The organism is Streptomyces sp. NPDC059477 (assembly GCF_042749375.1).
Taxonomy (GTDB): domain Bacteria; phylum Actinomycetota; class Actinomycetes; order Streptomycetales; family Streptomycetaceae; genus Streptomyces.
In genome coordinates this window covers 34,022-57,792 of record NZ_JBHYUG010000054.1, presented here as the reverse complement: position 1 = coordinate 57,792, position 23,771 = coordinate 34,022, and the positions used below count along the sequence as shown (strand labels likewise).

Sequence of the window (23,771 nt, the reverse complement as noted above, 5' to 3'; positions counted from 1 at the left end):
TCCTGATCACGGCCCCCGAGGCGTCAGCTCGGGCCGAGGGCGGCGCTGGGCCTGCGGGTCGGCTCGGGCCGAGGGGCGGTGGGGTGTCTGAGGGCGGGCTCCTGATCACGGCCCCCGAGGGGTCGGCTCGGGCCGAGGGCGGCGCTGGGCCTGCGGGTCGGCTCGGGCCGAGGGGCGGTGGGGTGTCTGAGGGCGGGCTCCTGATCACGGCCCCCGAGGGGTCGGCTCGGGCCGAGGGCGGCGCTGGGCCTGCGGGTCGGCTCGGGCCGAGGGGCGGTGGGGTGTCCGAGGGCGGGCTCCTGATCACGGCCCCCGAGGCGTCAGCTCGGGCCGAGGGCGGCGCTGGGCCTGCGGGTCGGCTCGGGCCGAGGGGCGGTGGGGTGTCTGAGGGCCGGCTCCTGATCACGGCCCCCGAGGGGTCAGCTCGGGCCGGAGGGCGGCTGGGGCAGGCGTACCACCGCCACGCCGTTCTCCAGGTCGACGCGGGTGCGGTTCGGGGGTGCGCCGTCCTCCTCGTCGTCGCGCATCAGGAGCGACGACTGACGTTCCTTCAGTTCATGGGACTTGCCCGGGGAGAGGGCGCCGTGCAGTTGCTCGAACCCGGTGGCCGACACCTGCCCGGCGCGGGCCCCGTTGCGCCAGGGCAGCAGCCCGGCCCGGCCCATTCTGAGCAGCAGTTGATCGACGAAGGCTATGGCCGTGAGCAGAATGACCAGCCCGGGGAGCGTGACGAAGACGGCGAACTCCATGGGGTCAGTGTGCGCCCAGAGAGCCCTTCCCGGTCAAGTGTTCGCAGATCTCAGGTGCCCGCCCCCGCCGGTCTCCGTCTGCCCAGCAGTTCCGCGAGGCCCTGGCGGGTCGCCGCCAGGACGACGCGGTCGCCGGAGTTCAGGACGAGGGTGTCGGGCAGGTCCCAGATCAGGCCGGACGGCTGGGCGGCGCCGGTCGGTGAGGTGGCGTCGCCGGAGCGGGCCCGCCGGGACGCGTCCGTGTCCAGGGCGAGGACCCGCCAGGCCCCCGGGCGGAACGCCTCGGCGATCGTGCGGCCCTCCAGTTGCGGCTGTCCGGCCACCTCCAGCGCCGCGAAGAGCAGGACCCGGCGTTCCACCGGGATCGCGCCGAGGATCTGGCGGCCGAACATCGCCGAGGCGAAGGCGGGAGCCGCGAGGTGGGAGACGCTGCGGCTGCGGGTGAGGGCACCCGGGTGGGCGGCGCGCAGGGTGCGGTACACCGCGGTGGCGAAGTCGTCGTCGTACAGCCTCAGCACCACCCGCAGTTCGGAGCGCAGTGAGCGGGCGTACAGGGCCGCTTCCAGGTTGGTGGTGTCGACGCTGGTCAGGGCCAGCAGGGCGGACGCCCGATGGATCTTCGCCGCCTCCAGGACGCCCTCCTGGGTGACATCCCCGAGGACCACCGGGACCCGCAGCCGCCGGGCCGTCGCCATGCCCCGCGCCTCGGGGTCGGACTCCACGCAGACGACGGGGATGTGCAGTTCGCGCAGCCGGGTCAGCACCCGGGTGCCGATCTTGCCCAGGCCCAGCAGCACCACATGACCGCTCAGCCCCCGGGGCGGCTTGCGCAGGGCGGAGGCGGTCCGGAAGGTGCCGAGCCCCTCCAGGACGGCGGCCAGCAGCACCGGCAGCAGCAGCAACCCCACCAGGCCGGACAGGAGTTGGAGGATCTGCCGCCCCACGGGCTCCTCCGTGGCCGGTTCGTTGATCGCGAAGAGGTCGAGCAGCGTGATGTACGTGGCGTGCAGCGGATGGTCGTCCGTCACCAGCATCAGCGCCACCGCCAGGGCGATCACACAGACGGCCAGGCCCGCCAGGATCCAGCGCAGCCGGCGGGAGAAGAGCGAGGCGAGGGGGACGCCCGTGCGGGCCGTGGACAGGGTCGGGCCCGAGTAGGACACCTGTTCCAGGACGATCGTGGCGCGGCCGGTCGCCGACCGCACCGCCGCCGCGTCGGGGAGCAGGTGCGGCCCCTGTTCGCCGCTGGCCTCCGAACCGTCCGTTCCCGCCGGATCGTTGCTCGTCGCGGACAGCAGCGCCAGCGTGGCGAGCCCGGGGTCGGCGACCTGCCCCGGCAGGGGCGGCACGCGCTCCACCGCCCGCAGCATCAGCCCGTCCGTCTGGACGACCTTGCTGGTGCCGGTGAGCGCCGTCGCCGCCAGCGCGGGTGCCGCCGTGTCGGCGTCCGAGAGGACCACCGTCGAGGTGTCACCCCCGCCCACCCCGTCCGCGCCGGTCGCCAGTGCCGCCGCCTGGTCCAGGAGTTCCTCGATGTGCTGGCCGAGGCGGCGGTTGTAGAGCCGTACGACCAGCCGCAGCCGGGGGTTGAGGCGGCGGGCGGTCAGGGCGGCCCGGATGTTGGTCTCGTCGTCGTCATAGACCAGCGCCAGGGCCGCCGCCCGGTCCACGCCCGCCTCCGCCAGCGCCGCCTCGTTCGGCTCGGCGGCCTCCACGATCCGCTCGCCGGTGCCCTCACCCGGCGGGCCGCCCGCCGCCGTCACCGGGAACCGGGCCACCGACGTCCCCACCCGGCCCACCCGCCCCACCCGGTCCAGCAGCGCCGCCGACGCCGCCCGGGCCCGGCCCACCACCGGCCTGCGCACCCGGCTGACGGTCGGCGGGACGACCAGCGTCACCTGTTCGCCGTACACCCCGCGCAGTTCGGCCGCCAGCCGATGGGCCAGTCCGTCATCGCCGCAGACCACCATGGGCCCGGCCGCCGACGCCCCGTCCGTACCGGAAAACGCACCCGCACCTGATACCGCACCCGCACTCTGCCCCGGAACGCTCGCCACAAGGGCACAGACTGCCGCAGCGAGATCGCCGGTTCCAGCGCCCGACCACGGAACGGCCGAACACCGCCCCCACCGCACCGCCCGCGCCGCACTCCCCCCGCCGCACCATCCCTCCTGTTTGACATCGACCGCGCCCCCATTCCATGCTTGTGTTAATTCATTAATGGAACCATGGAAGAAGCGAAGGTGACGTGGTCGAGTACCGGATCGACCGTGGCGGCGGGGTCCCGGCCTATGTGCAGATCGTCGAGCAGACCGAACGGGCGCTGCGCATGGGCACGTTGAAGGTGGGCGACAAGCTGCCGACGGCCAGGGAGGTCGTCGCCGCCACCGCCGTCAACCCCAACACCGTGCTGCGGGCCTACCGCGACCTGGAGGCCGCCGGACTGGTGGAACTCCGCCGGGGCCTGGGCACCTTCGTGACCCGGTCGCTCGCCCGGCCCGGCGCGGAGGACGACTCCCCGCTCCGCGCCGAGCTGGCCGACTGGACCGCGCGGGCCCGGGGCGCGGGACTGGAGCGGGCCGATGTGCTCGCCCTGGTCACGGCCGCGCTGGACGCGCACGACCAGCAGAGCCGGGCGCCACAGCGGCCCGGACGACGGACACCCCCCGCCGGACAACCCGGACAGCCAAGACAGTCAAGACAGTCAAGACAACCCAGACAACAGGAGGACGCATGACCGGGCCGGACGCGCCCGCCGCGCTGCACGCCGAGGGACTCGGGTTCCGGTACCGGACGCGGGGTGAATGGGCCCTGCGGGACTGTGCGTTCACCGTGCCCCCCGGCCGGATCACCGCCCTCGTCGGCCGCAACGGCGTCGGCAAGAGCACGCTGCTGCACCTGGCCGGCGGCCTGCTGCGCCCCCGCGAGGGAGAGATACGGGTGCTGGACGCCGCCCCGGCGACCCCCGCCGCGCGCAGCCGCGTCGCCCTGGTCACCCAGGACAAGCCGCTGTACCCGCGCTTCACGGTCGCCGAGACCCTGCGCCTGGGCGCCCGGCTGAACCCCACCTGGGACCGGGCGACGGCCGAGCGCCTGATCGCCGGGGGCCAGATCGCGCCGACCGCCCGGCTGGGCGAGCTGTCGCCCGGCCGCCGCACCCGGGTCGCCCTCGCCCTCGCGCTCGGCAAACGCCCCGAACTGCTGCTCCTGGACGAGCCGATGGCCGACCTGGACCCGGTGGTCCGGGGTCAGATCATGGGGGCGCTGATGACCGAGGCCGCCGAGCACGGCACCAGCATCGTGCTCTCCTCCCATGTGCTGCCCGAGCTGGAGCAGACCTGCGACTGGGTGGTGCTGCTCCGCGACGGCCGGGCCGCGGTCTGCGAGGACGCCGACGCGCTGCGCGAGGCCCACGTCCAGGTCACCGGACACGCCGATCAGGCCGGGACGCTGGCGGACCACATCGTCGTACGGCACAGCACCAGCGGCCGGCAGCTCACCGCCCTCGTCCGGCGGTGCGGCCCGCTGCACGGCGACTGGCACCTCGAACACCCCCGGCTGGAGGACGTCCTCATGGCCCACCTGACCGAAGACGCCCCGCGCACCCCCGGCACCCCGGCGGAGGTCGCCGCGTGAGCACCACCTCCAGCCCCGTCGACCGCCCCACCGCCCGCCCGCGCCCCCGGCCCACCACCCCCGCCGCCCGGCGTCACGCGGTCCGGGGTGCCCTGTGGCTCGCCTGGCGGCAGTCCCGCGTGCTCGTCGCGGTCGGCGCGGGCGCGCTGCTGGTGGCCGTCGCGGTCGCCGCGTACTCCCGCGCGGGCATGTTCGACGAGCTGCGCGGCGGCCGGTACGGCCACTGCGACCCGGGCCCGCTGCACTGCTCCGGCCCCGACGGCCTCCCCCTGCTGATGGACATCGCCCCGCTCCAGTACCTCGGTCTGCTGAACATCGCGCTGCCCGTGCTGATCGGCGTCTTCTGGGGCGCCCCGCTGCTCGGCCGCGACCTCGAACTCGGCACCCACCGCATGGTCCTGTCCCAGGGCATCAGCCGCGCCCAGTGGTTCGCGTCCCGGTTCGGTCTGGCCGCCGTCTGCACGGTGGTGCTGTCCGGCCTCCTCGCCACCCTGTTCTCCTGGTGGCGGGAACCGGCCGCCGACCGCAGCTACGGACTCTTCTGGTACGAGACCTCCGCGCTCAGCGGCTCCGGCCCCCGGGTCGCCGCCGCCGCCCTCTTCGGCCTCGCCGCGGGCACCCTCATCGGGCTGCTCACCCGCCGGGTGCTGGCCGCGATGGGCCTGACCCTGCTGGCCACCGGCGTGACCGTCGCCGCGCTCGAACTCGCCCACAAGCTGCGGGTGCTGGTCCCGCCGCGGTCGTACATCAGCGAGGGCATCCGTCCCAAGCCCCCGATGGGCGAGAAGTGGTCCACCGGCACCTACGGCATGATCACCGCCTCCGGCGACCGGGACGACGTACTGAACTGCCCGCATCCGTCCGGCGCCGAACTCAAGCGGTGCATGGCCGAGAACGGATACGTCTCCCGCTTCTACGAGGCCAATCCGCCCGGCGACTACTGGACGCTCCAGTGGGTCGACACCGGCATCCTCGGCGGCGCGGCCCTGCTGCTGACCCTGGCGACGGTCCTGGTCCTGCGCCGCCGGGCGGCATAACCCCGCACCACCCCCACCCCCACCCCCAACCCCAACCCCCTTCCCACACAGCTCGGAGGTCTCTCGGTCATGCCCGCGGACGCCACATCACCGAAGAAGCTGCGCAGCAATCGCGCCACCCTCACCCACAAGGCGGGCTACGCGCTGCGCCACCCCGCGAAGGTGGTGCCGTACGTCCGCCGGGCCGGCCGGGACGCCTGGCTGCGGATGAAGCACCCGGACCATGTCGGCTACTACCGGGCGGTGATGGCCTCGGACACCCGCCGCAGCCCCGAGGCGGCGGTCGGCAGCCGGACCCATGACCGCTGGCTGGCCCTGGGCGAGATGCAGTTCGACTATCTCGTCGAGCACGGGCTGCGCCCCGGGCACCGGATGCTGGACATCGGCTGTGGCAATCTGCGCGGCGGCTGGCGGTTCATCGGCCACCTCGACCCCGGCGACTACTACGGCATCGACATCTCGCCGGACATCCTGGTCGCCGCGAAGCGCACCCTCACCGAACGCGGGCTCCAGGACAAGCTGCCGCACCTCACCATCACCGGCGATCTCACGCTGGACTTCCTGCCCGACGCGCACTTCGACGTCGTCCACGCGCACAGCGTCTTCTCGCACTCGCCGATCGAGCTGATCGACCAGTGCCTCGCCCATGTCGGGCGGGTGCTGACCCCGTCCGGGTTCTTCGACTTCACCTTCGACCGCACCGAGGGCACCGAGCACCAGGTCCTGCGCGAGGACTTCTACTACCGCACCGAGACGCTGCTGGCGCTGGCCGAGGGACACGGGCTGCACGCCCGTTTCATGGACGACTGGGAGACCCGTCCGCACGGCCAGTCGAAGATCCGGGTCGGCCGGGCGCCGCTGACCGGCTGACGCGCGGGGGCGTTCAGGAGCGCTCGCCGGTCTCCGCGAGGGTGTGGGCCACCAGGGCGTTGGCGTGGCCGTGGCCCATGCCGTGCTCCTCCTTGAGCAGCTTCACCAGCTCCATGTGCTTGGCGGGCAGCGCGTCCCGGACCAGCTGCTTCCACTCCTCGATCGGACGGCCGTACTTCTTCTCGATGGCGGGGAAGTAGCTGGCGGGACCTTTGACGGGGGCGTCGGCCATGGCGGGGCTCCTCGGGGCTCGTACGGTGATGTCTGTCGCTGATGTGGACGGCTGGACCGGCGTCGGCTCATCGCCGTCCGGATGTGCTTCGCGTCACACTTCCCGTGCCCGTACGCCGCCCTCCAGGGTCCGGATGACATGGGCCGTCACCCCGGGGGGCGGCAGCGTGCCCTGCTGGGCCGCCTCCGCGCCCGCGTAGACCAGGGCCCACATCACCTGCATGATCCAGGTGGCCGACACCCCGGTGTCGAAGACGCCGTCCTTCTGACCGCGTTCGATGAGGGCGAGGATCAGCCGTCCGGTGTCGTCCTCGCCCGCCTCGCCCTCGTAGAAGGTCGCGCCGACCTCCTCGAAGAGCTGGGCCTCCCCGAAGGCGAACAGCATCCGGTGGCCCATGCCGACGACCGAGGTGACCAGCCGCCGCATCGCCTCCGCCGGGGGCCCCTGCTCGGTCGCGGCGTCGTGCACGGCCCTGTCGATCATTTCCAGGGAGTCCACCATCGCCGCGTGGATCAGTTGATCGCGGTCCGGGAAGTAGCGGTGCAGCGTGCTGCGGCCCACGTCGGCGGCCTTGGCGATCTCCGCGAGGGTCGCCCGGCGGTCCCGGGCCAGCACCGACGTGGCGGCGTCGAGGATCGCGCGGCGGGTCCGGTTGCGGGTTCCGGACTCGGCGGGGGACGTCGTGCTCATGTGCCAAATATAACGGTGGACTCTTCACAGTGAACCCTGCATACTCGAAAATGGGACAACAGAGTCCCAAAAGTAAGGTGTGCAATCCCAGGGGGAGAGTCCGCTGTGCCAAACATCGAATCCGTCGAGCCGCGGAGGTCGGAGAAGGCGGCCCCGACCCTGCCCAACCTGCGGCTGCTGTGGTCCTTCGTCCGCCCCCACCGCCGTACGCTCGCCGCCGGGCTGTTCCTCGGGCTCTTCGTCACCGCCACCACCCTCGCGACCCCGCTCGCCACCAAGTGGGTGCTGGACGGGCTCGCCGAGTCCCGCTCGATCGCCCCGGCGGTGATCGCGCTGTCCACACTGATCGTCGTGGGCTCGGTGACCCAGTTCGCCCAGTGGATCCTGCTCGGGCGGATGGGCGAGTACGTGGTGCGCGACGCCCGCCGGTCGATGGTCCGGCGGCTGCTGCGGCTGAGGATCGGCGCCCTGGGCGGCCGGGCCGGCGGGGAGCTGGTCACCCGCGTCACCTCCGACACCGTACTGATGCGCGAGGCCGCCGCCTCCAGCCTGACCCAGCTGGTCAACGGCGCGATCGGGCTGGTCGGGGCGCTCGTCATGATGGCGCTGCTCGACCTGGTGCTGTTCGCCGTCACCTTCGGCAGCCTCGCCGTCGTGGGCGTGCTGGTCGCCCTGCTGATGCCGCGGCTCGCCAGGACGCAGCGCGCCGCGCAGGAGTCGGTGGGCAGGCTGGGCGCGGCGCTCGACGGGGCGCTGCGCGCGATCCGTACGGTCAAGTCCGCGCGCGCCGAGGAGCGGGAGTCGGAGCGGATCGTGGCCGAGGCGGACGCGTCCGCGCGCCACAGCATCAAGGCGGTCCGCATCGACGCCACCGTCTGGACGGTCACCCTGGCCGGGGTCCAGCTGGCGATCCTGCTGATCCTGGCGATCGGCGCGTTCCGGGTGGACTCGGGCGCCCTGGCGGTCTCCGGCCTGATCGCCTTCCTGCTGTACGCCTTCCAGTTGCTCGGCCCGGCCACCGAACTGGCCCAGGAGTTCTCCCAGTTGCAGTCCGGCATCGCCGCGGCGGCCCGGATCGCGGAGATCCAGAAGCTGGAGGTGGAGGAGGGCCACGCCCGCGCCGCCGCCGTACCCCGTCCTGCCACCCCCCGCCCCACCCCCACCACCCCCCACGTCCTGGCCTTCCACGACGTCACCGCCCGCTACGCCCCCGACGGCCCCCCGGTCCTGGACGCCGTCTCCTTCGCCGTCCCCCGGCACGGGCACACCGCGATCGTCGGACCCTCCGGCGCGGGCAAGACCACCGCGTTCTCGCTGATGCTGGAGTTCCTGCGCCCCGACTCCGGCCGGCTGGTCCTGGACGGCCGCCCGCTGGACGACTGGCCCGCGTACGAGACCCGGCGCCGGATCGCGTACGTCGAGCAGGACACCCCGCTGCTGCCCGGCACCCTCGCCGACAACCTGCGCTATCTGCGCCCGGCGGCGACCGACACCGAGCTGTGGGCCGCGCTGGACGCGGTCGGCCTGACCCGCCGGGCGAAGGAACTCCCCGAGGGGCTGGACACGCTCCTCGCCGGGGCCACCGTCTCCGGCGGTGAGCGCCAGCGCGTCGCGCTCGCCCGCGCGTTCGTCGCCGACCCGGAGATCCTGCTCCTGGACGAGGCGACGGCCCAGCTCGACGGGCTGACCGAGGCGGCCGTGCAGACGTTCATACGGGAGCGGGCCTCGCGGGCGGCGGTGGTGACCATCGCGCACCGGCTCTCCACGGTCGTGGAGGCGGACCGGATCATCGTCCTGGAACAGGGCCGGGTCCGCGCGACGGGCACCCACACCCATCTGCTCGCCACCGACGGCCTCTACCGCGACATGGTGGCGGCGCTACGCCTGACGGCGACGCCGGATCGGGCCCCCGGCGCCCCGCCCACCACGGACGAGCGGGTGAGCGCGGCCCCGGGCGAGGGGAGCGGGGGCTAGGGCGGGTCTGACAATGCCCGCCCGCCCCGCGACGCCATGCACGCACTCTCGCCGCACCGGTCCCCCCGCGGCCTCGCGCGCCCGGCCCGCTCCCTCGCTGCCCTGGACGGGCCCGGGGGTCGCATGACACCCCCTGTGTCAACCTCACACCGCACGCCGGCCCCGGAAGTGCCCCGGAAGTGCCCCAGGGAGCGCCTGGGCGTGCCCTAGGACGGTCGCTTCCAGTCCTGTTCCGCCAGGGCCCGTGCCCGGCCCTCCACCACCGCCATCCGGGCCTCCCGCTCGACCGGGTCGACATGGGCGGCCTGGCCGGTGACCTGGCCGTCCCACTTGCGGTAGTACAGGCCGGTCTCGGCGGTGAACCAGCCCCGGCTGACCGCGTTCAGCGCCATCAGCAGGCCGGTGTCCTCGGAGGCGGGCAGGGCCATCCAGCCGCCGACGGCGAGCAGCAGGCCCCGCCGGACGAAGAGGCTCGCGGGGTGCACCGGGGTGCGGTGGCCGTTGGCCTTCCAGGGGGCGAGCAGCGCGCCGCGCTCTATCGGCCCGGCCTCGGGGTCGCCGGGGAAGCCGGTGGTCGTGCCGTCGGGCAGCAGGTCCAGGACCCGGGAGGTGGCCCAGCCCAGGGTGCGGTCGGCCTCCAGCGCGGCGAGATCGCGGGCCAGCGCGCCCGGCGCGAGCAGATCATCGGCGTCCAGGACCTTCACGTACGGGCCGTCGGCGTGGGCGAGGGCCATGGTGCGGGCGACGCCGGGTCCGCCGGGGCGGCCCTGGTGGAAGGAGACCCGCTCGTCGTCGGGGACGTGGGACCGTACGGCGTCGGTCCGGCCGTCCTCCTGGATCAGCCAGTGCCACTCCCAGCCGGGCGGGAGTTCCTGCTCGCGCAGGGACTTGTGGGCGTCGGGCAGATGGGCCGCCGAGGGGGCGTGGACGGCCGTGACGACGATGACCCGCCCGGTCACGCGGTACCTCCGGGGAGCGGTGGGGGACGCTTCCGTAACTCTGCCAAGGCCCTGCTTCCGTCAAAGACTTCCGTCAAAGACAAGGCCCGACCGCTGGCGACGGGGGATGCACCAGCGATCGGGCTGTGGGCAAGCGTAACAAGGTGGTTGGCCCCATGGGAGCCGACTGCGCGACCACGACGAGACTCTGTGACCGGGATCACGTGTGAAGTGCGGGCCGGGTGAGGATCGGGTGAGGATCTGGGGAACCACCGGGCAACGGTCGGGGAGGGCGGCCGGGCGGGCTATTCGCCGCACGGGGGCTCGTAGGACAGCCGGGGCAGATACTCGTTCCACTTCTCCCGGGTCAGTACGGAGCGGGTGGCCGCGCAGATGCGCCGCTCGGCGGTCTCGACGTCGAGGTCCCAGAGCCGCACGGTGCCGGACCCGCTGGACACGCCCAGCATCTGGCTGTTGGGGCTGAAGGAGAGAAAGCTGCCGGTCTTGGCGTTGGGGCTCATCGACTTGCCGATGGGGACGGCGGCGGCGGGGCTGGCGACGTTCCACAGCCGGACCGTGTCGTCGTTGCCGCCGGAGGCGAGGGTGCGCCCGTCGTGGCCGAAGGTCAGCGAGACGATGGCCTCGGTGTGCCCGAGCAGCCCGGCACCCAGCGGCTTCGCCGCCGCCGGATCGCCGGTGGTCCACAGCCGTACGGTGTTGTCGTCGCTGCCGCTGGCCAGGGTCAGCCCGTCGGGGCGGAAGGCGAGCGCGTTGACCGCGCCGAGATGGCCGGTGAGCGGGGTGCGGTGGGCGACCGGCTTCGCCGGGTCCCGCACGTCCCAGAGCCGGATGGTGGTGTCCGCGCTGCCGCTGGCCAGGGTGCGCCCGTCGGGGCTGAAGACGAGCGCGTTGACATAGCCGGAGTGCCCGGTGAGGGCCGGTCCGAGGGGGCGCGGGGCGGCGGGGTCGGTGACGTCCCAGAGCCGGATGGTGCGGTCGTCGTAGGCGGTGGCGAGGGTGCGCCCGTCGGGGCTGTAGGCGAGCGCGTCGGGGCCCGCGTAGCGGGTGTGCAGCAGGAGCGGGGGGCCGTGCGGGACCGGGCGGGCCGGGTCGGCGACGTCCCACAGCTGGACCGCGTCGCTGCCGACCAGCACCGCGAGGGTGGTGCCGTCGGGGGAGAAGACCACGGACTTCACCTCGCCGCCCGCCGGGCGAAACGGTTCGCTGAGCCGCACCGGCGCCTCGGGCCGCCGTACGTCCCACAGCCGTACGCTCTGGTCGCGGGCGGCCGTGGCCAGCACCCGGCCGTCCGGGCGGAAGGCGCCGACCCGGCCCACCATGTCGGAGGTGGGCAGCGACCACAGCCGCACCCGGCCGTCGCCGGTGCCGGTGGCGAGAGAGGCGCCGTCCGGGCTGAAGCCGAGGGCGTACATCTCGCCGCTGCTGCCCGCGAGCGGCTCGCCGACCTGGGAAGGGTGGGCCGGATTGGCCACGCTCCACAGGGTGGCCGTGCTGTCCGCGCTGGCGATGGCGAGCAGCGCGCCGTCCGGGCTGAACGCCACCGACCAGATGGGGCCGGTGTGCCCGATGATCGGCATGCCGATCGGGACCGCCTTCGTCCGGTCGGAGACGTCCCACAGTTGCACGGTGTCGTCGGCGCCGCCGCTGGCCAGGGTGCGCCCGTCCGGGCTGAAGGCCACGGAGTGCACCAGCGCGCGGTGGGCCGTGCGGGGCACGCCGAGCGCCGTCGGCCGCTCGCGGTCGGTGACGTCCCACAGCCGTACGGAGAAGTCGTCCCCGGCGGAGGCGAGGGTGCGCCCGTCCGGGCCGAAGGCGACCGAGCGCACGGCGGCGGTGTGCCCTTCGAGGGTGGCCAGCGCGGTGGGCCGGGCGGGATCGTCGAGATTCCAGAGCCGTACGACGTGGTCCTCGGTGGCGGCGGCGACGGTACGGCCGTCCGGGCTGAAGGCGAGCAGATAGACCGTGCCGTCCTGCCCGGTCCAGGGCGCCCCGAGCGGGCGCGGGTCGGCCGGGTCGGTGACGTCCCACAGCCGCATGGTGCCGTCGTCGGAGGCGGTGGCGAGGAGGGTGCCGTCGGGGCTGAAGACGGCGGTGGAGACCCAGCTGGTGTGCCCGGTCAGCGGCTCGCCGAGCGCGGTGGGGCGGGACCGGTCGGACACGTCCCACAGCCGTACGGTGCGGTCGTAGCCGGCGGTGGCGAGGGTGTCGCCGTCCGGGCTGAAGCTGGTGAGGTAGACGGCGCCGGTGTGGCCGGTCAGGGGCGTGGCCAGCGGGGCGTTGACGATGGAGACCAGCCGGTTCCAGGTGTCCTTGTCGTCCGGGCGCAGTTGATGGGCGACCAGGTCGATCTGGGCGGACAGCGACGGGTCGGAGTCGCGGACCCGGTCGGCCTCGGCGATGACCTGCGCGAACACGGCGTCGTCGCGCTGCTGCCAGGCGACGACGGCGGAGCCGACCGCGACGATCGCCAGCACCATCAGCGCGGCCACCGCGCCCCGGCTGAGCCAGACGGTACGGCGGCGCAGCCGCACCGACGCGGCCAGGAACTCCACCGCGCCCCGGTTGAGGAACGTGTCCCCGGCCGACTCGGCCCAGGCGTGGGCCTGGTCCAGCCGTGACCCCCGGTACAGCAGCGCGGTGTCGCGTCCGCTGGTCTCCCAGGCCCGGCCGTCCTCCTCCAGCCGCTGGCGCAGCAGATTGCCGCCCCGGTCCTCGTCGATCCAGTCGCGCAGCCGGGGCCAGGCGTGCAGCAGGGCCTCGTGGGTGATCTCCACGGTCTCGGCGTCGAGCGTCACCAGCCGGGCCCGGACCAGCGCCTCCAGCGACTCCTCCGTCTTGCCCGGATCGGCGGACTCCTCGGCCAGTTGCCGCCGGGTGCCGCGCCGCCGGGTGGCCGCGGTGTCCTCGCCGATCCGCACGAGCCGCAGCAGCAGCAGGCGGGCGGCGGTCCGGGCGGCCGGGTCCAGCCCCGACCAGGCCTGCTCGGCGGTCGCGGCCACCGCCCCCTGGATGCCCCCGGCGGCCCGGTACCCCGCCAGCGTCAGCCGCCCGCCCTTGCGCCGCTGCCAGGTGGCCAGCAGCGCGTGCGACAGCAGCGGCAGCACCCCGGCGTCATGCGCCCCGCGCGGCCCGTCGGCGCTCACCTCCCGCACGATCAGCTCGGCGAGCCCCGGCTCCAGCTCCAGCCCCACCGCCCTCGCCGGCCCGGTGACCGCGTCCCGCAGCTCCCCGGCGGTCAACGGCCCCAGCACCATGTGCCGGTGCTGGAGCGCGTCCGCCAGCTCGGGATGGACCAGACACTGCTCGAAGAAGTCGGCCCGTATCCCGAGCACGACGAGCACGGGGGGCGTCCCGCCCGGGGGACCAGGGGGAGGGGAGGCGGCGGCGTGCAGCAGCCGGATGAACGTACGGCGGGTGTCGTCGTCCGGACAGAGGGTGAAGACCTCTTCGAACTGGTCGACCATGAGGACGGGTGGGGCGGGGGGACCGGAGCCGGAGGTTATGGCGGCATTGACCGCCCCGGGGTCGATGCCGCCGTCTCCGTGCCGCCGCGCGGCGAACGGCGCCAACCCCGGTATTCGCCGCACCAGCTCCGTCACCGGATCACTCCCCGGCACGAGCCGCGCCACGGCCGCCCGTTCCTCCCCCAGCACCCCGCTCTCCAGGGCGGGCAGCAGCCCGGCGTTGAGGAGGGAGGACTTCCCGGCACCGGAGGCGCCCACGAGCATCACGATCCCGCCGGTCCGCTCGGCGTCACGGAGCTGCTCGACGAGGGCGTCGGTACTGCGCCGCCGCCCGAAGAACCAGCCGGCGTCCTGCTGCCGGTAGGAGGCGAGCCCCCGGTAGGGACACAGGGCGCTGGGCACGGGGGCGGTGCCGGTGTCGGGCGGGGGCCGGGTGCCGAGCGGGTCGGCGAGGGCGAGTTCCCACAGCCGCTGCCACTGGGGCAGGTCGTAGAGCCCGGCGGAGACGGGCTGGGGCCGGGCCCGCCGGGCGGCCGGTATGAGCACATGCAGCACGGCGGCGAGGGCGGCGAACTGGGCGGGCACGTTCTTGGCCCGCCGCCAGTCACTGATCCGCTGCGCGGAGACCCGTATCGGCCGCCCGCGCTCATCGACCCGCTGAAGCCGTACGACGGCTTCGGCGACGCTCTTCAGGGGCGGGTTGCCCGCCTCCTGGTACAGCAGCGCGAGCCGCTCGGCGAAGGCCGCACGCGGCCCGGATTCGGACCCCAACGCCTCCACCCCTTCGCCCGTCACCCACGGCCGCCCACCACGGATCGCCGTCGGCCACGACTAGCTCGATCTCCCCGGTACGTCCGGACCGGAAAACTCACCTTATATGGCTGACCTGCGGCGGAGCCGATCCGCGCGATCCGGAGCCTCCTCCACGGGTGGCCCCGACTGGCAGGATCACGACGCATCGACGCACTCACCGTGCGGAGCCAGGGCAGGTCACCAGCACAGCGCTAGGAAAGGCATCTGATGACGCCGCACGTTCTGGGTCAACTTCAGCCAACGTTACGAGCCCGCAGCACCGGCCCGACGACAGCACCCTGACCCCAGCGGCCCCCGGCACCCGGCCTCGGCCACCCCCCACCCCTCCCGGACCCGCTCTCCCGCCGGCCACGTCGGCCCTCCGGGTCCACGAAAACGCGTCGCTCGGCACCGGTCTCCACGTGGGGAGGGACCGGAGCCGAGCGACGGGGTACCCGCCGGGAGCCGCCGGGAACGCGGCTGGATACGCTGCCCGGGACGTACGCACGCACCCATCGCGATCCCTCGCCGAAGGCCAGAGCCGCCCCATGAGCCCCCTCCACCGCCCCACCGCCGACGCCTCCCCGGCGTCCGGGGTGCTGCGGGGACTGCGGGCCGGGGTGCTGGCGACGCTGTGCGTGCTGCTGCCGTTGCTGGGGCATGTGCTGGCCCGGTGTCACGCGCCCGGGTGGGTCATCGTCGGGGCGGTCGCGGTCGTGGCGGTGCCCGGCGCGGTACTGCTGACCCGGCGGCGGCTGACGGACGCGCAGGTGATCGGCGTGCTGGTGGCCGCGCAGCTCGCGTCCCACGTGGCGTACGCGCTGTCGGCGGCCGAGGGGACGGTCACCTCGGGCGGTGTGCTGGCCGAGCACGGTGCCGACGCCGGGCCACCGGCCGGGGTGCTGCTCGCCGGGCATCTCGTGGGCGTCGTGATCGCGGCGCGCCTGCTCGGCGTGACCGAGCGGATGCTGTGGCAGTGGCAGAGCGGCGGGCCGGTGCTCGCCGCCGTGCACCGGCTGCTGGTGTTCGTGTGGCCGAGGCTGGGGCCGGGATACGGCACCGGCCCGAGGGTGGCGATCAGCGAGGACACGACGCCGCTGCGGTCCGCGACGCCGATCAGGCGGGCGTCGGGGCGGGCGCCGCCGAGGTTCGGGTGCGTTGACCTCGCCCCCTTCCGGCCGCTGCCGATGGGCGGTCCCTCCCTGCCCTGACGGGCATGGCACACGGGGCCGTTCCGGCGGGCCGGTCCCGCCTGCCCCGGCGGCCCACGCGCGCCGCCGGGGACCGTAGAAAGCGCCCGATCATGCCGATCACAGACAGGCGTGCCGTCCGTACGGCGGCACGCGTCCTGGCGGTACGCGTCCTGGCCGTACGCGTCCTGGCCGTACCCGCCGCCACGCTCGCGGCCCTCGCCACCGCCGCCCCACCGGCCATGGCCCACACCGAACTGGTCACCCGCACCCCGCCCGCCGACGCCACCCTCACCGCGCTGCCCCCGGACATCACCCTGACCTTCAGCGACACCATGACCGAGCGGTACGCCCAGTTGGCCGTGACCGGCGCGGACGGGACGCCGGTGGGGGAGGGCGAGCCGAGGGTGACGGGGAAGACCGTGCGGCTGGATCTCCCGGGCGGGGGCGGAGCGCCTGCGGGCCGGTACACGGTGGGGTACCGGGTGGTGTCGGCGGACGGCCATCCGGTGGCGGGGTCGTACGCCTTCGAGGTGAGGGAGGCCGGGAAGCCGGATGCCCCGGAGCCGCCGCCGCTGACGCCGACGCCTCCGGCTCTGGCAAGGACCGCTGAGCCTCCGGACGCGGACACGGGCGCGGGCGCGGGCCTCCTGGCCGGGGCGGTGGCGGCTTCGCTGGCGGTGATCGGCGGGGCGGTCGCTTATGCGATTGCGGTACGACGGCGGAGGCGGTCCACAGATGCGTAGCACCGGCGATGGCCGTACCGGAGAGGGACGTACCAGCGAGGGAAATACCGGAGAGGGACGTACCAGCGGGGGACATACCGGCGAGGGACGACCGGATCTCCCCCTCCGCAGGATCCTCGGGACGGCCCTGCTCACCACACTCGCCGTAGCCCTGATCGCCGTATGGGCAGGAGGCGGGACCGCAGGGGTGGTGGCGGTGCCGGGGATCGAGGACGCGGGCCCGCTGACCACGTGGGCGCTGCCCGTGGCGCGGGCCCTCACGGACGCGGCGGCGGTGGCGACGACAGGGGCCCTGCTCCTGGTGGCGGTCCTGCTGCCGGGTGGCCGCCGCCTGGACGGCACCCAGCTCCGCTATCTCAACTGGGCGATGGCGTCGGCGACGGTATGGGCAGCCGCGTCCGTCGCGACCCTCCTCCTCACCCTCTCGGACCTCTCCGCCCGCCCGCTCGCCGAGATCGCCAGGCCCGAGGTGGTGGCGGACTTCGTCACCACCGACGCGCAGGGCCGGGCGTACGCGATGACGGCGGCCGTGGCGGCGACGGTGGCCACCCTGTGCGTGGGGCTGGGGACGGCCCGCTGGGCCCGTCCGGCCCTGGTCCTGGCGGTGGCGGGTCTGCTGCCATCGGCGTTCACCGGCCACTCCTCGGCGTCCGGCGACCATGACGCGGCGGTGGCCGCCCTCGCGCTGCACCTGGTCGGCGCGGCGATCTGGGTGGGCGGGCTGCTGTTCGTGCTGGTGGTGGCGGCGAGGGGAGAGCAGGGCACGGCGGACGCGGTACGCCGCTTCAGCCCGCTGGCGGCGGGGGCGCTGCTGACGGTGGCGGCGAGCGGAGTGGTGAACGCGGCCGTCCGGCTCCCGTCGCTCACGGACCTGGTGACGACGTCGTACGGCCTGATGATCCTGGCGAAGACGGCGGCGCTGGCCGCGCTCGCGGCGATCGGCCACCGCCACCGCGCCCGAACCCTGCCGTCGCTGACCAAGGGCGCCCGGGCCCCCTTCCTCCGCCTGGCCGCCACGGAACTCCTCCTGATGGCGGCGACGACGGGCATGGCGGTGGCCCTGTCCCGCACCCCACCACCCCTCACCGAGGAGCCGTCCACCCTCACCCCCACGGAACAACTCCTCGGCTTCCGCATGCCCCCACCCCTGGGCGACTTCCCCTGGACCCCTCTCCTCACCGAATGGCACTTCGACCCGCTCTTCGCCTTCGGTACGGGGGCGGCGGGCGCGCTCTATCTGGCGGGCGTACGGAAGTTGCGCCGACGCGGGGACCACTGGCCGCCGGGACGGACGATCGCGTGGCTGGCGGGCCTCGCGGTGGCCGTGCTGGCGAGCATGAGCGGCCTGGCGACGTACGGGAAGGTGCTGTTCAGCGTCCACATGGGCCAGCACATGATCCTGGCGATGACGGTGCCGCTGCTGCTGGTGCTGGGCGCCCCGGCGACCCTGGCCCTGCGCGCGCTCCCGCCGTCCCCGAAGAACGCGCCGCCGGGCCCGCGCGAACTCCTCCTCGCCCTCCTCCACAGCCGCTGCGTACGGGTCGTCTCGCACCCGGTGGTGGCGAGCGTGCTGTTCGTCGGCAGCGCCTTCGCCGTCTACTACACCTCGCTCTTCGAGACGCTGATGGGCAGCCACCTGGGCCATGTCCTCATGCTGGTGCACTTCCTGGCGGTGGGGCTGCTGTTCTTCTGGGTGATCATCGGCGTGGACCCGGGCCCCCGCCGCCCCCCGTACCTGGGCCGCCTGTTCGCCCTCATCCTCACGATGCCGTTCCACTCGTGGTTCAGCATCTCGCTGATGAGTTCCAGCGCGCTGATCGGCGAGGGCTGGTGGACCTCGCTCGACCGCCCCTGGGTCACCGACCCGATGGCGGACCAGTACGACGCGGGCGCCATCGCCTGGGCGACGGGGGACATCCCCGTCCTCCTGACCACGATCGTCCTGGCCGCCCAGTGGGTCCGCGCCGACCGCCGCGAGGCCCGCCGCATCGACCGCCGCATCGACAAAGCCGACGGCAACGACCCCTTGACCACGTACAACGCGTACCTGGCGAGCCTGCACGCCCGGGACCGGGCCATCACCGCACGGAACGAGAAGCCATGACCAAGCTGAAGAAGAACCTGATCGCCGCCGCCGTACTGGTCGTGGGCTTCGCCACGGCCTACGGCTCGTATCTCCTCCTGTCCCCGGACGGCCGCTCCGGCAGCGCGAGCCTGGATGTCCAACCGGCGGCGGACGCCGAGCCCGTCCGTGCCTCCAGCCACCGCCTGACCTCGCCGGAGCGCAGTGAGCTGACCGTCGTGGAGTTCCTGGACTTCGAGTGCGAGGCGTGCGCCGTGTACTACCCGGTGGTCGAGCGGCTCCGCGAGGAGTACGGCGACCGCGTGACCTTCGTGGCCCGCTACTTCCCCATGCCGGGCCACCGCAACGCGGAACTCGCCGCCCGGACGGCAGAGGCGGCGGCGATGCAGGGCAAGTTCGAGGAGATGTACGACCAGCTCTTCACCACGCAGAAGGAGTGGGGGGAGTCCCAGGACTGGAAGGAGGATGTCTTCCGCGACTACGCCCGCGAACTCGGCCTGAACATGCCCCAGTTCGACACGGACCTGGCCGACCCGGAAACAGCGGGCCGGGTCATCGCCGACCAGCGGGACGGGGTGGGACTGGGCGTGACGGGAACGCCGACGTTCTTCTTCGACGGGGAGATGGTGGCGAGCCCGGGGTCTTATGACGAGTTCAGGGGGTTGATCGAGGAGGGGTTGGAGGACTGAGGCCGACGTCCGGGATTGCGGCCGAGGGAGAAATCAGGCGGCAAGGCGCACCACTGCCTGGCACAGCGCGTCGACCTGGTCGGGCGTCATGTCGAAGTCGTACGCGATGTCCTCGACGCTCTCCCCGGCCTCCCACAGGTCCGTGATGGCCTTGACGGCGACACGATGGGCGGCCACGACCGGCCTCCCCTGCCCGAACCTCGGATCGATCACGACGGGCACGGACTCCGGGTACGGCCTGAGCCGCAGGCTGGAGGGAAAGTCGTCGTCGGGCTCCCAGTTCAGGTAGCGGAGACAGCCGGAGACCACCTCGTGGATCGGCGCCTGACCATCCCGGGCCCTGCGGGGGTCCCCGAGGCCGTGCTCGATGAAGATGTCCACGCCGTCCGTTGCGATCCGCCTGGACACGAGCCCGTAGGGGGTGGCGAAGGCATCCCGTACGGCGGCGGCCGCTTCCCGGATCTCACTCATCCGCAGCCCCAGGGAGCGCAGGGAATGGAGGACGTGCGCCTCGGCCACCGCGATGAACGGCACGGAGGGCTGCCCCTTGCGGACCGGCTCGACCTGATGAACCAGAGGCGCCCCAGCGGCCCTGCCCTTCAGCCACGTGGCCAGTGTCGACTGCGGAATCTCCAGGTAGGAGGCTGTTTCCGTGGGGGTCAGGAGTCCGTCCCTGAATCTGTCGCCCATGTCCCGCCTCCTCCTGCCGCCGCGCCCGGTGCCCGGTTTCGGATCGTCGCACATCAAGCCTGCCAAGGGGGGCGACCGGTGGCTGGAGCCATGGCGGCGTGGACGTGGGTAGGGTACGGGTACGTACCCGCACCCCTCGTGGGGTGAGTGAAAGGGAGCCCGCGCCATGTCCGACGCCAACATCCGTATCCCCACCGAGGCCCGCGACCGGCTCGCGCAGATAGCGGCAGGTGAGGGGATGTCCCTGCGTGCGTACCTGGCTCGGATGGCCGAGACCCTGCTCACCCCGGCCGAGCGGGCCGAGCGGGCGGAGAAGGCGCGGGCGGTGTTGCGGGAGTGGAACGGCTACGACGTCACCGAGCGGCAGCAGGCCGAGCTGGACGTCGAGCTGGACCGTCGCCTGGCGGAGGCGGGCACCCCATGACGCGTGACGTGCATGTGATTCTCGACGAGAGCGCGATGGTCGCCGCCGGGCGGGGCAACGTCCTGGCGTCCCGGTTGATCCACCGTGCCCACGACGAGCCGGGCTGGTTCCTGTACGCCACCGTGTGTGCCCTGATCGAGGCCGACCGAAGCCGACAGGGCACGGCGGAGCACATCGCGGCCCTGCCCGGCCTGGTGCTGCTCGAACTGGATCTACCGGCCGCGCTGGCCGTGGCCCGTGAGACCACGTGGTCCGCCGCGCACACCCTCTACGCCGCCCAGCCCAGCCCGTACCGGCCGAACGGCGCGTTGATCGCGACCACCGAGCCGCAACTGTGGAAGGAACTGCCGGTACGCACGCTGGACCTCAGCCCCTGACCGGCTCAGCCGGCCGCCCGCAGGCGTTCCCCGGCAGCGCGCTCCCGGCAGCTTCGGCAGCGTCCTGGCTCAGCAGCCCGGAAGGCGCGCTCACAGCCGTCGCAGTTGCGCAAGGGCGGCACGGCGGCGGGACGTTCGGTGGGCGGCCCCTGCGGCGGGGCGGGGAGCGGGGTCTCACGGAGGCGGTAGGCGAGGATTCCCGCCGGGCGGCTCAGGAAGTGGTCGGGCAGCCGCGCGGTCAGCATCTCGATGACCTGGTGCGGCGCGACCCCGGCCGCGAGCCATGAGGTGATGGCGGGCGCGAGCCGTACGGCCTCCCGCTCGGACAGGATCAGACGGGGGTCGACGCGCCGCAGGCTCGCCAGTACGGCGACGGCTTTCGGGTCGGCGTCGGCGAGCGGGATCGCCGGTTCCTCGCCCGCCTCGCAGGGAGGCGAGTCGGAGGCGGGAGTCTGCGGGACGGGGGCGCTCCGCTGCCGGGGCCGGGGTGGCTTCGGCGGTGCCGGGGGCTCGGGGGGTTCTGGGTGGGGCCCGTCCTGATCCGGGCCGCCGCCGGGTACGTCGTAGAAGTACGTACGGGTACGGATCCGCCCCGTGGACAGGCGCTCACGACGACGTTCCAGGTAACCGGCGTCTTCCAGCTCCCGCAGGGCCCGCGAGATCAGGATCTCGCCCTCGCTGAAGTGCTCGCACAGGGCGGTGATGGTCACCGGGGAGCCATCGGGCAGGGAGAGGATGTACGCCGCGACGCCAACCGTGACCGCGCTGCCGCGCCGCTGGGCGAGGGCGTTGGAGATGACGGTGAAGTCGGCGGTGAGGCGGGTGCGGACGTGGATCACGCCGGATGTCGAACGTCCGGCGCTGGCGCGCAGGGGAGCGTTAGACTGCGTTTCAACCATCGGGAAGGTCTGCTTCCTGAGCGGTCAGGCCCTCGTTCGGGATGCCAGTCCCGGCCGGGGGCCGTCTCTGTTTGGGGGTTGTGGCTTGGGGCGTTTGGGGTTGTCGCGGCGAACGTAACCGCCCGCCTTCCGCCCCGGCAAGCTGGTCACTCGGACGGGTGACGGCCGCCTCTGGGCGCGGGAGGGTGGGCGGGCGGGAAGTTCTTTCCCCCGGTTCTTTAGGGAGGTCAGCGGCTCGCCGGACCCTCGCGGACAAGGGGACGGTGGGTCCGGCAGGTGGGTGAGGGCCGGGGGGTGGTCGGCTCAGGGCCGGTGGTGACTGGCTTTCAACTGACTTATGAAGGCCACCCAGGAGGTTGTCTTGAAGCACAGCGCGGGGCCGTGCGGGGCCTTGCTGTCACGGACGGGGACGACGGCTTTGAACCCGTCGGCCACCTCCACGCAGTTGCCGCCCTCGTAGTTGCTATAGCTGCTCTTGCGCCAAGCGACAGTGCTCATCGCTGTTCGCCTTCTTTCAACTCGCTGATGAAGGTTGCCCAGGAGGCGGCTTTTGAGCCCGTCGGCCACCTCCACGCAGTTGTCGCCTCCCTGATTGGTGTAGCTGCTCTTTCGCCAGGCGACGCCGGTCCGATGGAGATGGAACCTTTGTTCCACGGTGATTTACCTCCATCAAGGATCGGATCATCTCCAGGGACATGAGCGGGGGCAGAGCTGCCGCTCTCAATCGATCGTAGGCCAGGGCGAAGCCCCGGATCTCGTCTGGTTCCTCGCTGAGTTGGCCGTGGTGCGAGCCCTCTGTGTACGCGATCTCCGAGCCGTCCGGCATGATGAGCAGCGAGAGCGAGCCGTTGAGGAAGTCATGCCCGCCTAGGACGAACGGCAGTACCTGAATGGTGACGTGCGACTCCTCCGCAGCCTTGAGTAGCCGGGCCATCTGGTCACGCATCACCGCCTGACCACCGACAGGACGCCTGAGTACCGCCTCGTCAAGGATCACCCAGTAGTCGGGTCGATCGGGCCCAGCGAGACGTCCCTGTCGCTCCATACGAAAAGTGACGCGCTCTTCCAGATGCTCCTTGCCCGTGAGTGTCTGACCGAGACTCAGAACCGCTCGCGCGTACTTCTCCGTCTGCAACAGACCCGGCACCAGATGAGCCGCGTACTCCCGGATGACCACCGCCCTCCTCTGCTCCGTGATGAACTTCTGTGACCAGTCGGGAAACGCCTCCCGATACACGTAGATCCACAAGTCGATCAGCAAGTTGTCCGCACCCAGGGCCGCGTCCAGCGCCCGCGCCAGTTCCAGGGTGGGCTTGGATCCGGACGCGCGCTCGATCTGGGTGATCCGCGTGGCCACCACATGGACGAGGTCGCCGAGTTCGGCCTGAGTCAGCCCGGCCGCCTTGCGAAGCCTGCGCACGCGCGTACCGAACAGCGCGGCCATCGACTCACTGGGGTCAATTTCCTTGGCCATAACGTCACTTCCGTTCCTTACGGACGAGAAGGTAATGGAGTTTCCCCTGTAGAGCGTAGAGGGATCGGACGACTCTTGAGCACGGAACGTGACGACTCATGCACGTCACGACATGCACCGGCTCGACGGAAAGGGACGGACCCCCCGTGCTGACAGAAGCGGAAACGACCACCCCGGAAGGGGAGGAGCGCGAACTCCCCGCACCCCCCACACTGCCCGCACCCCCCTCTTTCAAGACACAGTTCGCGGCTACGCCGCGAGGCGCGCAGCTCGCCCGGCGGCTGGCGGTGAAGTGGCTGGAGGAGCGGGGCTACCCGGTGGCGTCGGACGTGACGTGCGCGGTCGCGCTGGTGGCAGGCGAACTCGCGGCGAACGCCGTACAGCATGGCCGCGTCCCGGGACGGGAGTGCGGCCTCCGGCTCACCCTCGACGCGGCGGCGGGCGTGGTGCGGGTGGAGGTCGCGGACGCTGCCGCCGAGAGGCGTTTGCCGACGGGCGCGCCGACGTCGTATCCGGAGGGTGAGTCGGGCCGGGGCCTGCTGATGGTGGACGTACTGGCGGTGCGGTGGGGGTGGGAGCCGCGCGACCCGGTGGGAAAGACGGTGTGGGCGGAGCTGGGCATCGAGCCGCCGACACCCCCGTGGGCGGCCCCGGCCCCGGACGTCACCGCCCGTTGACGGGACCGTTGACAAGATCCCCCGCCCCCCGCGCCCACCTAAAAACAAGAGTGTTTGGTGGTGTGTGGGTGTGGGGGGGGGGGGGTGTGTGTGTGTGGGGGGGGTGGGGGGGGGGGGGG

At 73.0% G+C, this 23,771-nt stretch carries 21 protein-coding genes and 1 pseudogene; 12 read left to right on the top strand and 10 right to left on the bottom strand.

Annotated features, from left to right (window positions below; all coding sequences use genetic code 11):
* Positions 1-419 precede the first annotated feature (419 nt).
* Both ACFXAZ_RS25160 and ACFXAZ_RS25155 read right to left on the bottom strand, forming a co-directional pair.
* A complete protein-coding gene (locus ACFXAZ_RS25160; RefSeq protein WP_382680884.1) occupies positions 420-749 on the bottom strand; it encodes a DUF6191 domain-containing protein in 330 nt (109 codons plus the stop codon).
* 50 nt (positions 750-799) lie between these two features.
* Positions 800-2,719: an NAD-binding protein gene (locus ACFXAZ_RS25155; protein ID WP_384595436.1), complete on the bottom strand. Its 1,920-nt coding sequence runs from the start codon at positions 2,717-2,719 to the stop codon at positions 800-802.
* A gap of 278 nt (positions 2,720-2,997) precedes the next feature.
* On the opposite strand from ACFXAZ_RS25155, the gene ACFXAZ_RS25150 reads away from it, so the two are divergent.
* From ACFXAZ_RS25150 to ACFXAZ_RS25135, 4 genes are all read left to right on the top strand, one after another.
* A complete protein-coding gene (locus ACFXAZ_RS25150) occupies positions 2,998-3,486 on the top strand; it encodes a GntR family transcriptional regulator (RefSeq protein WP_384595433.1) in 489 nt (162 codons plus the stop codon).
* Positions 3,483-4,385 carry an ABC transporter ATP-binding protein gene (locus ACFXAZ_RS25145; protein WP_384595430.1) on the top strand — a complete coding sequence of 301 codons (903 nt, stop codon included), beginning with the start codon at positions 3,483-3,485 and terminating at the stop codon, positions 4,383-4,385. The genes ACFXAZ_RS25150 and ACFXAZ_RS25145 overlap by 4 nt, the downstream gene beginning before the upstream one ends.
* Complete coding sequence (locus ACFXAZ_RS25140) at positions 4,382-5,422, top strand: transporter (RefSeq protein ID WP_384595427.1); 1,041 nt, start codon at positions 4,382-4,384, stop codon at positions 5,420-5,422. The genes ACFXAZ_RS25145 and ACFXAZ_RS25140 overlap by 4 nt, the downstream gene beginning before the upstream one ends.
* Positions 5,423-5,491: 69 nt before the next feature.
* Positions 5,492-6,292 (top strand): class I SAM-dependent methyltransferase, encoded by an 801-nt coding sequence (locus ACFXAZ_RS25135; RefSeq protein WP_384595424.1) that lies wholly within the window; start codon positions 5,492-5,494, stop codon positions 6,290-6,292.
* A gap of 13 nt (positions 6,293-6,305) precedes the next feature.
* Here ACFXAZ_RS25135 and ACFXAZ_RS25130 read toward each other — a convergent pair whose 3' ends face one another.
* Both ACFXAZ_RS25130 and ACFXAZ_RS25125 read right to left on the bottom strand, forming a co-directional pair.
* Positions 6,306-6,524 carry a DUF4287 domain-containing protein gene (locus ACFXAZ_RS25130; RefSeq protein ID WP_384595421.1) on the bottom strand — a complete coding sequence of 73 codons (219 nt, stop codon included), beginning with the start codon at positions 6,522-6,524 and terminating at the stop codon, positions 6,306-6,308.
* Positions 6,525-6,617: 93 nt separating this feature from the next.
* Complete coding sequence (locus ACFXAZ_RS25125; RefSeq protein ID WP_384595418.1) at positions 6,618-7,214, bottom strand: TetR/AcrR family transcriptional regulator; 597 nt, start codon at positions 7,212-7,214, stop codon at positions 6,618-6,620.
* A gap of 105 nt (positions 7,215-7,319) precedes the next feature.
* On the opposite strand from ACFXAZ_RS25125, the gene ACFXAZ_RS25120 reads away from it, so the two are divergent.
* Entirely contained in the window at positions 7,320-9,188 is a 1,869-nt protein-coding gene (locus ACFXAZ_RS25120; protein ID WP_384595416.1) for an ABC transporter ATP-binding protein, read from the top strand.
* Between the two features lie 206 nt (positions 9,189-9,394).
* On the opposite strand, the gene ACFXAZ_RS25115 is transcribed toward ACFXAZ_RS25120, so the two are convergent.
* On the bottom strand, positions 9,395-10,147 hold the full coding sequence (locus ACFXAZ_RS25115; RefSeq protein WP_384595413.1) for a glycosyltransferase family 2 protein: 753 nt from the start codon (positions 10,145-10,147) through the stop codon (positions 9,395-9,397).
* Between the two features lie 284 nt (positions 10,148-10,431).
* Positions 10,432-14,391: a hypothetical protein gene (locus tag ACFXAZ_RS25110; protein ID WP_384595445.1), complete on the bottom strand. Its 3,960-nt coding sequence runs from the start codon at positions 14,389-14,391 to the stop codon at positions 10,432-10,434.
* Positions 14,392-14,951: 560 nt separating this feature from the next.
* Between ACFXAZ_RS25110 and ACFXAZ_RS25105 the strand changes: the two genes are divergently transcribed.
* From ACFXAZ_RS25105 to ACFXAZ_RS25090, 4 genes are all read left to right on the top strand, one after another.
* Positions 14,952-15,614 (top strand): hypothetical protein, encoded by a 663-nt coding sequence (locus ACFXAZ_RS25105; RefSeq protein WP_384595410.1) that lies wholly within the window; start codon positions 14,952-14,954, stop codon positions 15,612-15,614.
* A gap of 92 nt (positions 15,615-15,706) precedes the next feature.
* Positions 15,707-16,339, top strand: coding sequence for a copper resistance protein CopC (locus tag ACFXAZ_RS25100; RefSeq protein WP_384595407.1), 633 nt, complete (start codon positions 15,707-15,709; stop codon positions 16,337-16,339).
* Positions 16,332-18,443, top strand: coding sequence for a cytochrome c oxidase assembly protein (locus tag ACFXAZ_RS25095; RefSeq protein WP_384595404.1), 2,112 nt, complete (start codon positions 16,332-16,334; stop codon positions 18,441-18,443). Before ACFXAZ_RS25100 ends, ACFXAZ_RS25095 begins: the two co-directional genes overlap by 8 nt.
* Positions 18,440-19,111: a thioredoxin domain-containing protein gene (locus tag ACFXAZ_RS25090; protein WP_384595401.1), complete on the top strand. Its 672-nt coding sequence runs from the start codon at positions 18,440-18,442 to the stop codon at positions 19,109-19,111. Before ACFXAZ_RS25095 ends, ACFXAZ_RS25090 begins: the two co-directional genes overlap by 4 nt.
* Before the next feature lie 33 nt (positions 19,112-19,144).
* On the opposite strand, the gene ACFXAZ_RS25085 is transcribed toward ACFXAZ_RS25090, so the two are convergent.
* The gene (locus ACFXAZ_RS25085; protein ID WP_384595399.1) at positions 19,145-19,801 is read right to left on the bottom strand and encodes a DUF433 domain-containing protein; all 657 of its coding nucleotides are present in this window, start codon (positions 19,799-19,801) and stop codon (positions 19,145-19,147) included.
* Positions 19,802-19,967: 166 nt separating this feature from the next.
* On the opposite strand from ACFXAZ_RS25085, the gene ACFXAZ_RS25080 reads away from it, so the two are divergent.
* Complete coding sequence (locus ACFXAZ_RS25080; RefSeq protein WP_382680894.1) at positions 19,968-20,225, top strand: hypothetical protein; 258 nt, start codon at positions 19,968-19,970, stop codon at positions 20,223-20,225.
* Positions 20,222-20,602 carry a hypothetical protein gene (locus ACFXAZ_RS25075; protein WP_382680895.1) on the top strand — a complete coding sequence of 127 codons (381 nt, stop codon included), beginning with the start codon at positions 20,222-20,224 and terminating at the stop codon, positions 20,600-20,602. Before ACFXAZ_RS25080 ends, ACFXAZ_RS25075 begins: the two co-directional genes overlap by 4 nt.
* A gap of 5 nt (positions 20,603-20,607) precedes the next feature.
* On the opposite strand, the gene ACFXAZ_RS25070 is transcribed toward ACFXAZ_RS25075, so the two are convergent.
* The 3 genes and pseudogenes from ACFXAZ_RS25070 to ACFXAZ_RS25060 form a co-directional block, all read right to left on the bottom strand.
* Positions 20,608-21,501 (bottom strand): hypothetical protein, encoded by an 894-nt coding sequence (locus ACFXAZ_RS25070; protein WP_384595395.1) that lies wholly within the window; start codon positions 21,499-21,501, stop codon positions 20,608-20,610.
* A 303-nt stretch (positions 21,502-21,804) separates the two neighbouring features.
* Positions 21,805-22,092, bottom strand: a pseudogene (locus ACFXAZ_RS25065) (DUF397 domain-containing protein); the annotation flags it as partial.
* Positions 22,016-22,945 carry a Scr1 family TA system antitoxin-like transcriptional regulator gene (locus ACFXAZ_RS25060; RefSeq protein WP_384595442.1) on the bottom strand — a complete coding sequence of 310 codons (930 nt, stop codon included), beginning with the start codon at positions 22,943-22,945 and terminating at the stop codon, positions 22,016-22,018. The gene ACFXAZ_RS25060 and the pseudogene ACFXAZ_RS25065, both read right to left, overlap by 77 nt.
* A 176-nt stretch (positions 22,946-23,121) precedes the next feature.
* Here ACFXAZ_RS25060 and ACFXAZ_RS25055 point away from each other — a divergent pair, with 176 nt between their 5' ends.
* Positions 23,122-23,652: an ATP-binding protein gene (locus ACFXAZ_RS25055; RefSeq protein ID WP_384595392.1), complete on the top strand. Its 531-nt coding sequence runs from the start codon at positions 23,122-23,124 to the stop codon at positions 23,650-23,652.
* Positions 23,653-23,771: the final 119 nt, after the last annotated feature.

What these genes read in the sequence shown, in the direction of transcription:
- ACFXAZ_RS25070 (WP_384595395.1), bottom strand. Translation starts at nt 21,501, where the DNA reads ATGGTTGAAACGCAGTCTAACGCTCCCCTGCGCGCCAGCGCCGGACGT.
- ACFXAZ_RS25130 (WP_384595421.1), bottom strand. Translation starts at nt 6,524, where the DNA reads ATGGCCGACGCCCCCGTCAAAGGTCCCGCCAGCTACTTCCCCGCCATC.
- ACFXAZ_RS25060 (WP_384595442.1), bottom strand. Translation starts at nt 22,945, where the DNA reads ATGGCCGCGCTGTTCGGTACGCGCGTGCGCAGGCTTCGCAAGGCGGCC.
- ACFXAZ_RS25160 (WP_382680884.1), bottom strand. Translation starts at nt 749, where the DNA reads ATGGAGTTCGCCGTCTTCGTCACGCTCCCCGGGCTGGTCATTCTGCTC.
- ACFXAZ_RS25075 (WP_382680895.1), top strand. Translation starts at nt 20,222, where the DNA reads ATGACGCGTGACGTGCATGTGATTCTCGACGAGAGCGCGATGGTCGCC.
- ACFXAZ_RS25090 (WP_384595401.1), top strand. Translation starts at nt 18,440, where the DNA reads ATGACCAAGCTGAAGAAGAACCTGATCGCCGCCGCCGTACTGGTCGTG.
- ACFXAZ_RS25105 (WP_384595410.1), top strand. Translation starts at nt 14,952, where the DNA reads ATGAGCCCCCTCCACCGCCCCACCGCCGACGCCTCCCCGGCGTCCGGG.
- ACFXAZ_RS25155 (WP_384595436.1), bottom strand. Translation starts at nt 2,719, where the DNA reads ATGGTGGTCTGCGGCGATGACGGACTGGCCCATCGGCTGGCGGCCGAA.
- ACFXAZ_RS25135 (WP_384595424.1), top strand. Translation starts at nt 5,492, where the DNA reads ATGCCCGCGGACGCCACATCACCGAAGAAGCTGCGCAGCAATCGCGCC.
- ACFXAZ_RS25145 (WP_384595430.1), top strand. Translation starts at nt 3,483, where the DNA reads ATGACCGGGCCGGACGCGCCCGCCGCGCTGCACGCCGAGGGACTCGGG.
- ACFXAZ_RS25125 (WP_384595418.1), bottom strand. Translation starts at nt 7,214, where the DNA reads ATGAGCACGACGTCCCCCGCCGAGTCCGGAACCCGCAACCGGACCCGC.
- ACFXAZ_RS25100 (WP_384595407.1), top strand. Translation starts at nt 15,707, where the DNA reads ATGCCGATCACAGACAGGCGTGCCGTCCGTACGGCGGCACGCGTCCTG.
- ACFXAZ_RS25085 (WP_384595399.1), bottom strand. Translation starts at nt 19,801, where the DNA reads ATGGGCGACAGATTCAGGGACGGACTCCTGACCCCCACGGAAACAGCC.
- ACFXAZ_RS25080 (WP_382680894.1), top strand. Translation starts at nt 19,968, where the DNA reads ATGTCCGACGCCAACATCCGTATCCCCACCGAGGCCCGCGACCGGCTC.
- ACFXAZ_RS25095 (WP_384595404.1), top strand. Translation starts at nt 16,332, where the DNA reads ATGCGTAGCACCGGCGATGGCCGTACCGGAGAGGGACGTACCAGCGAG.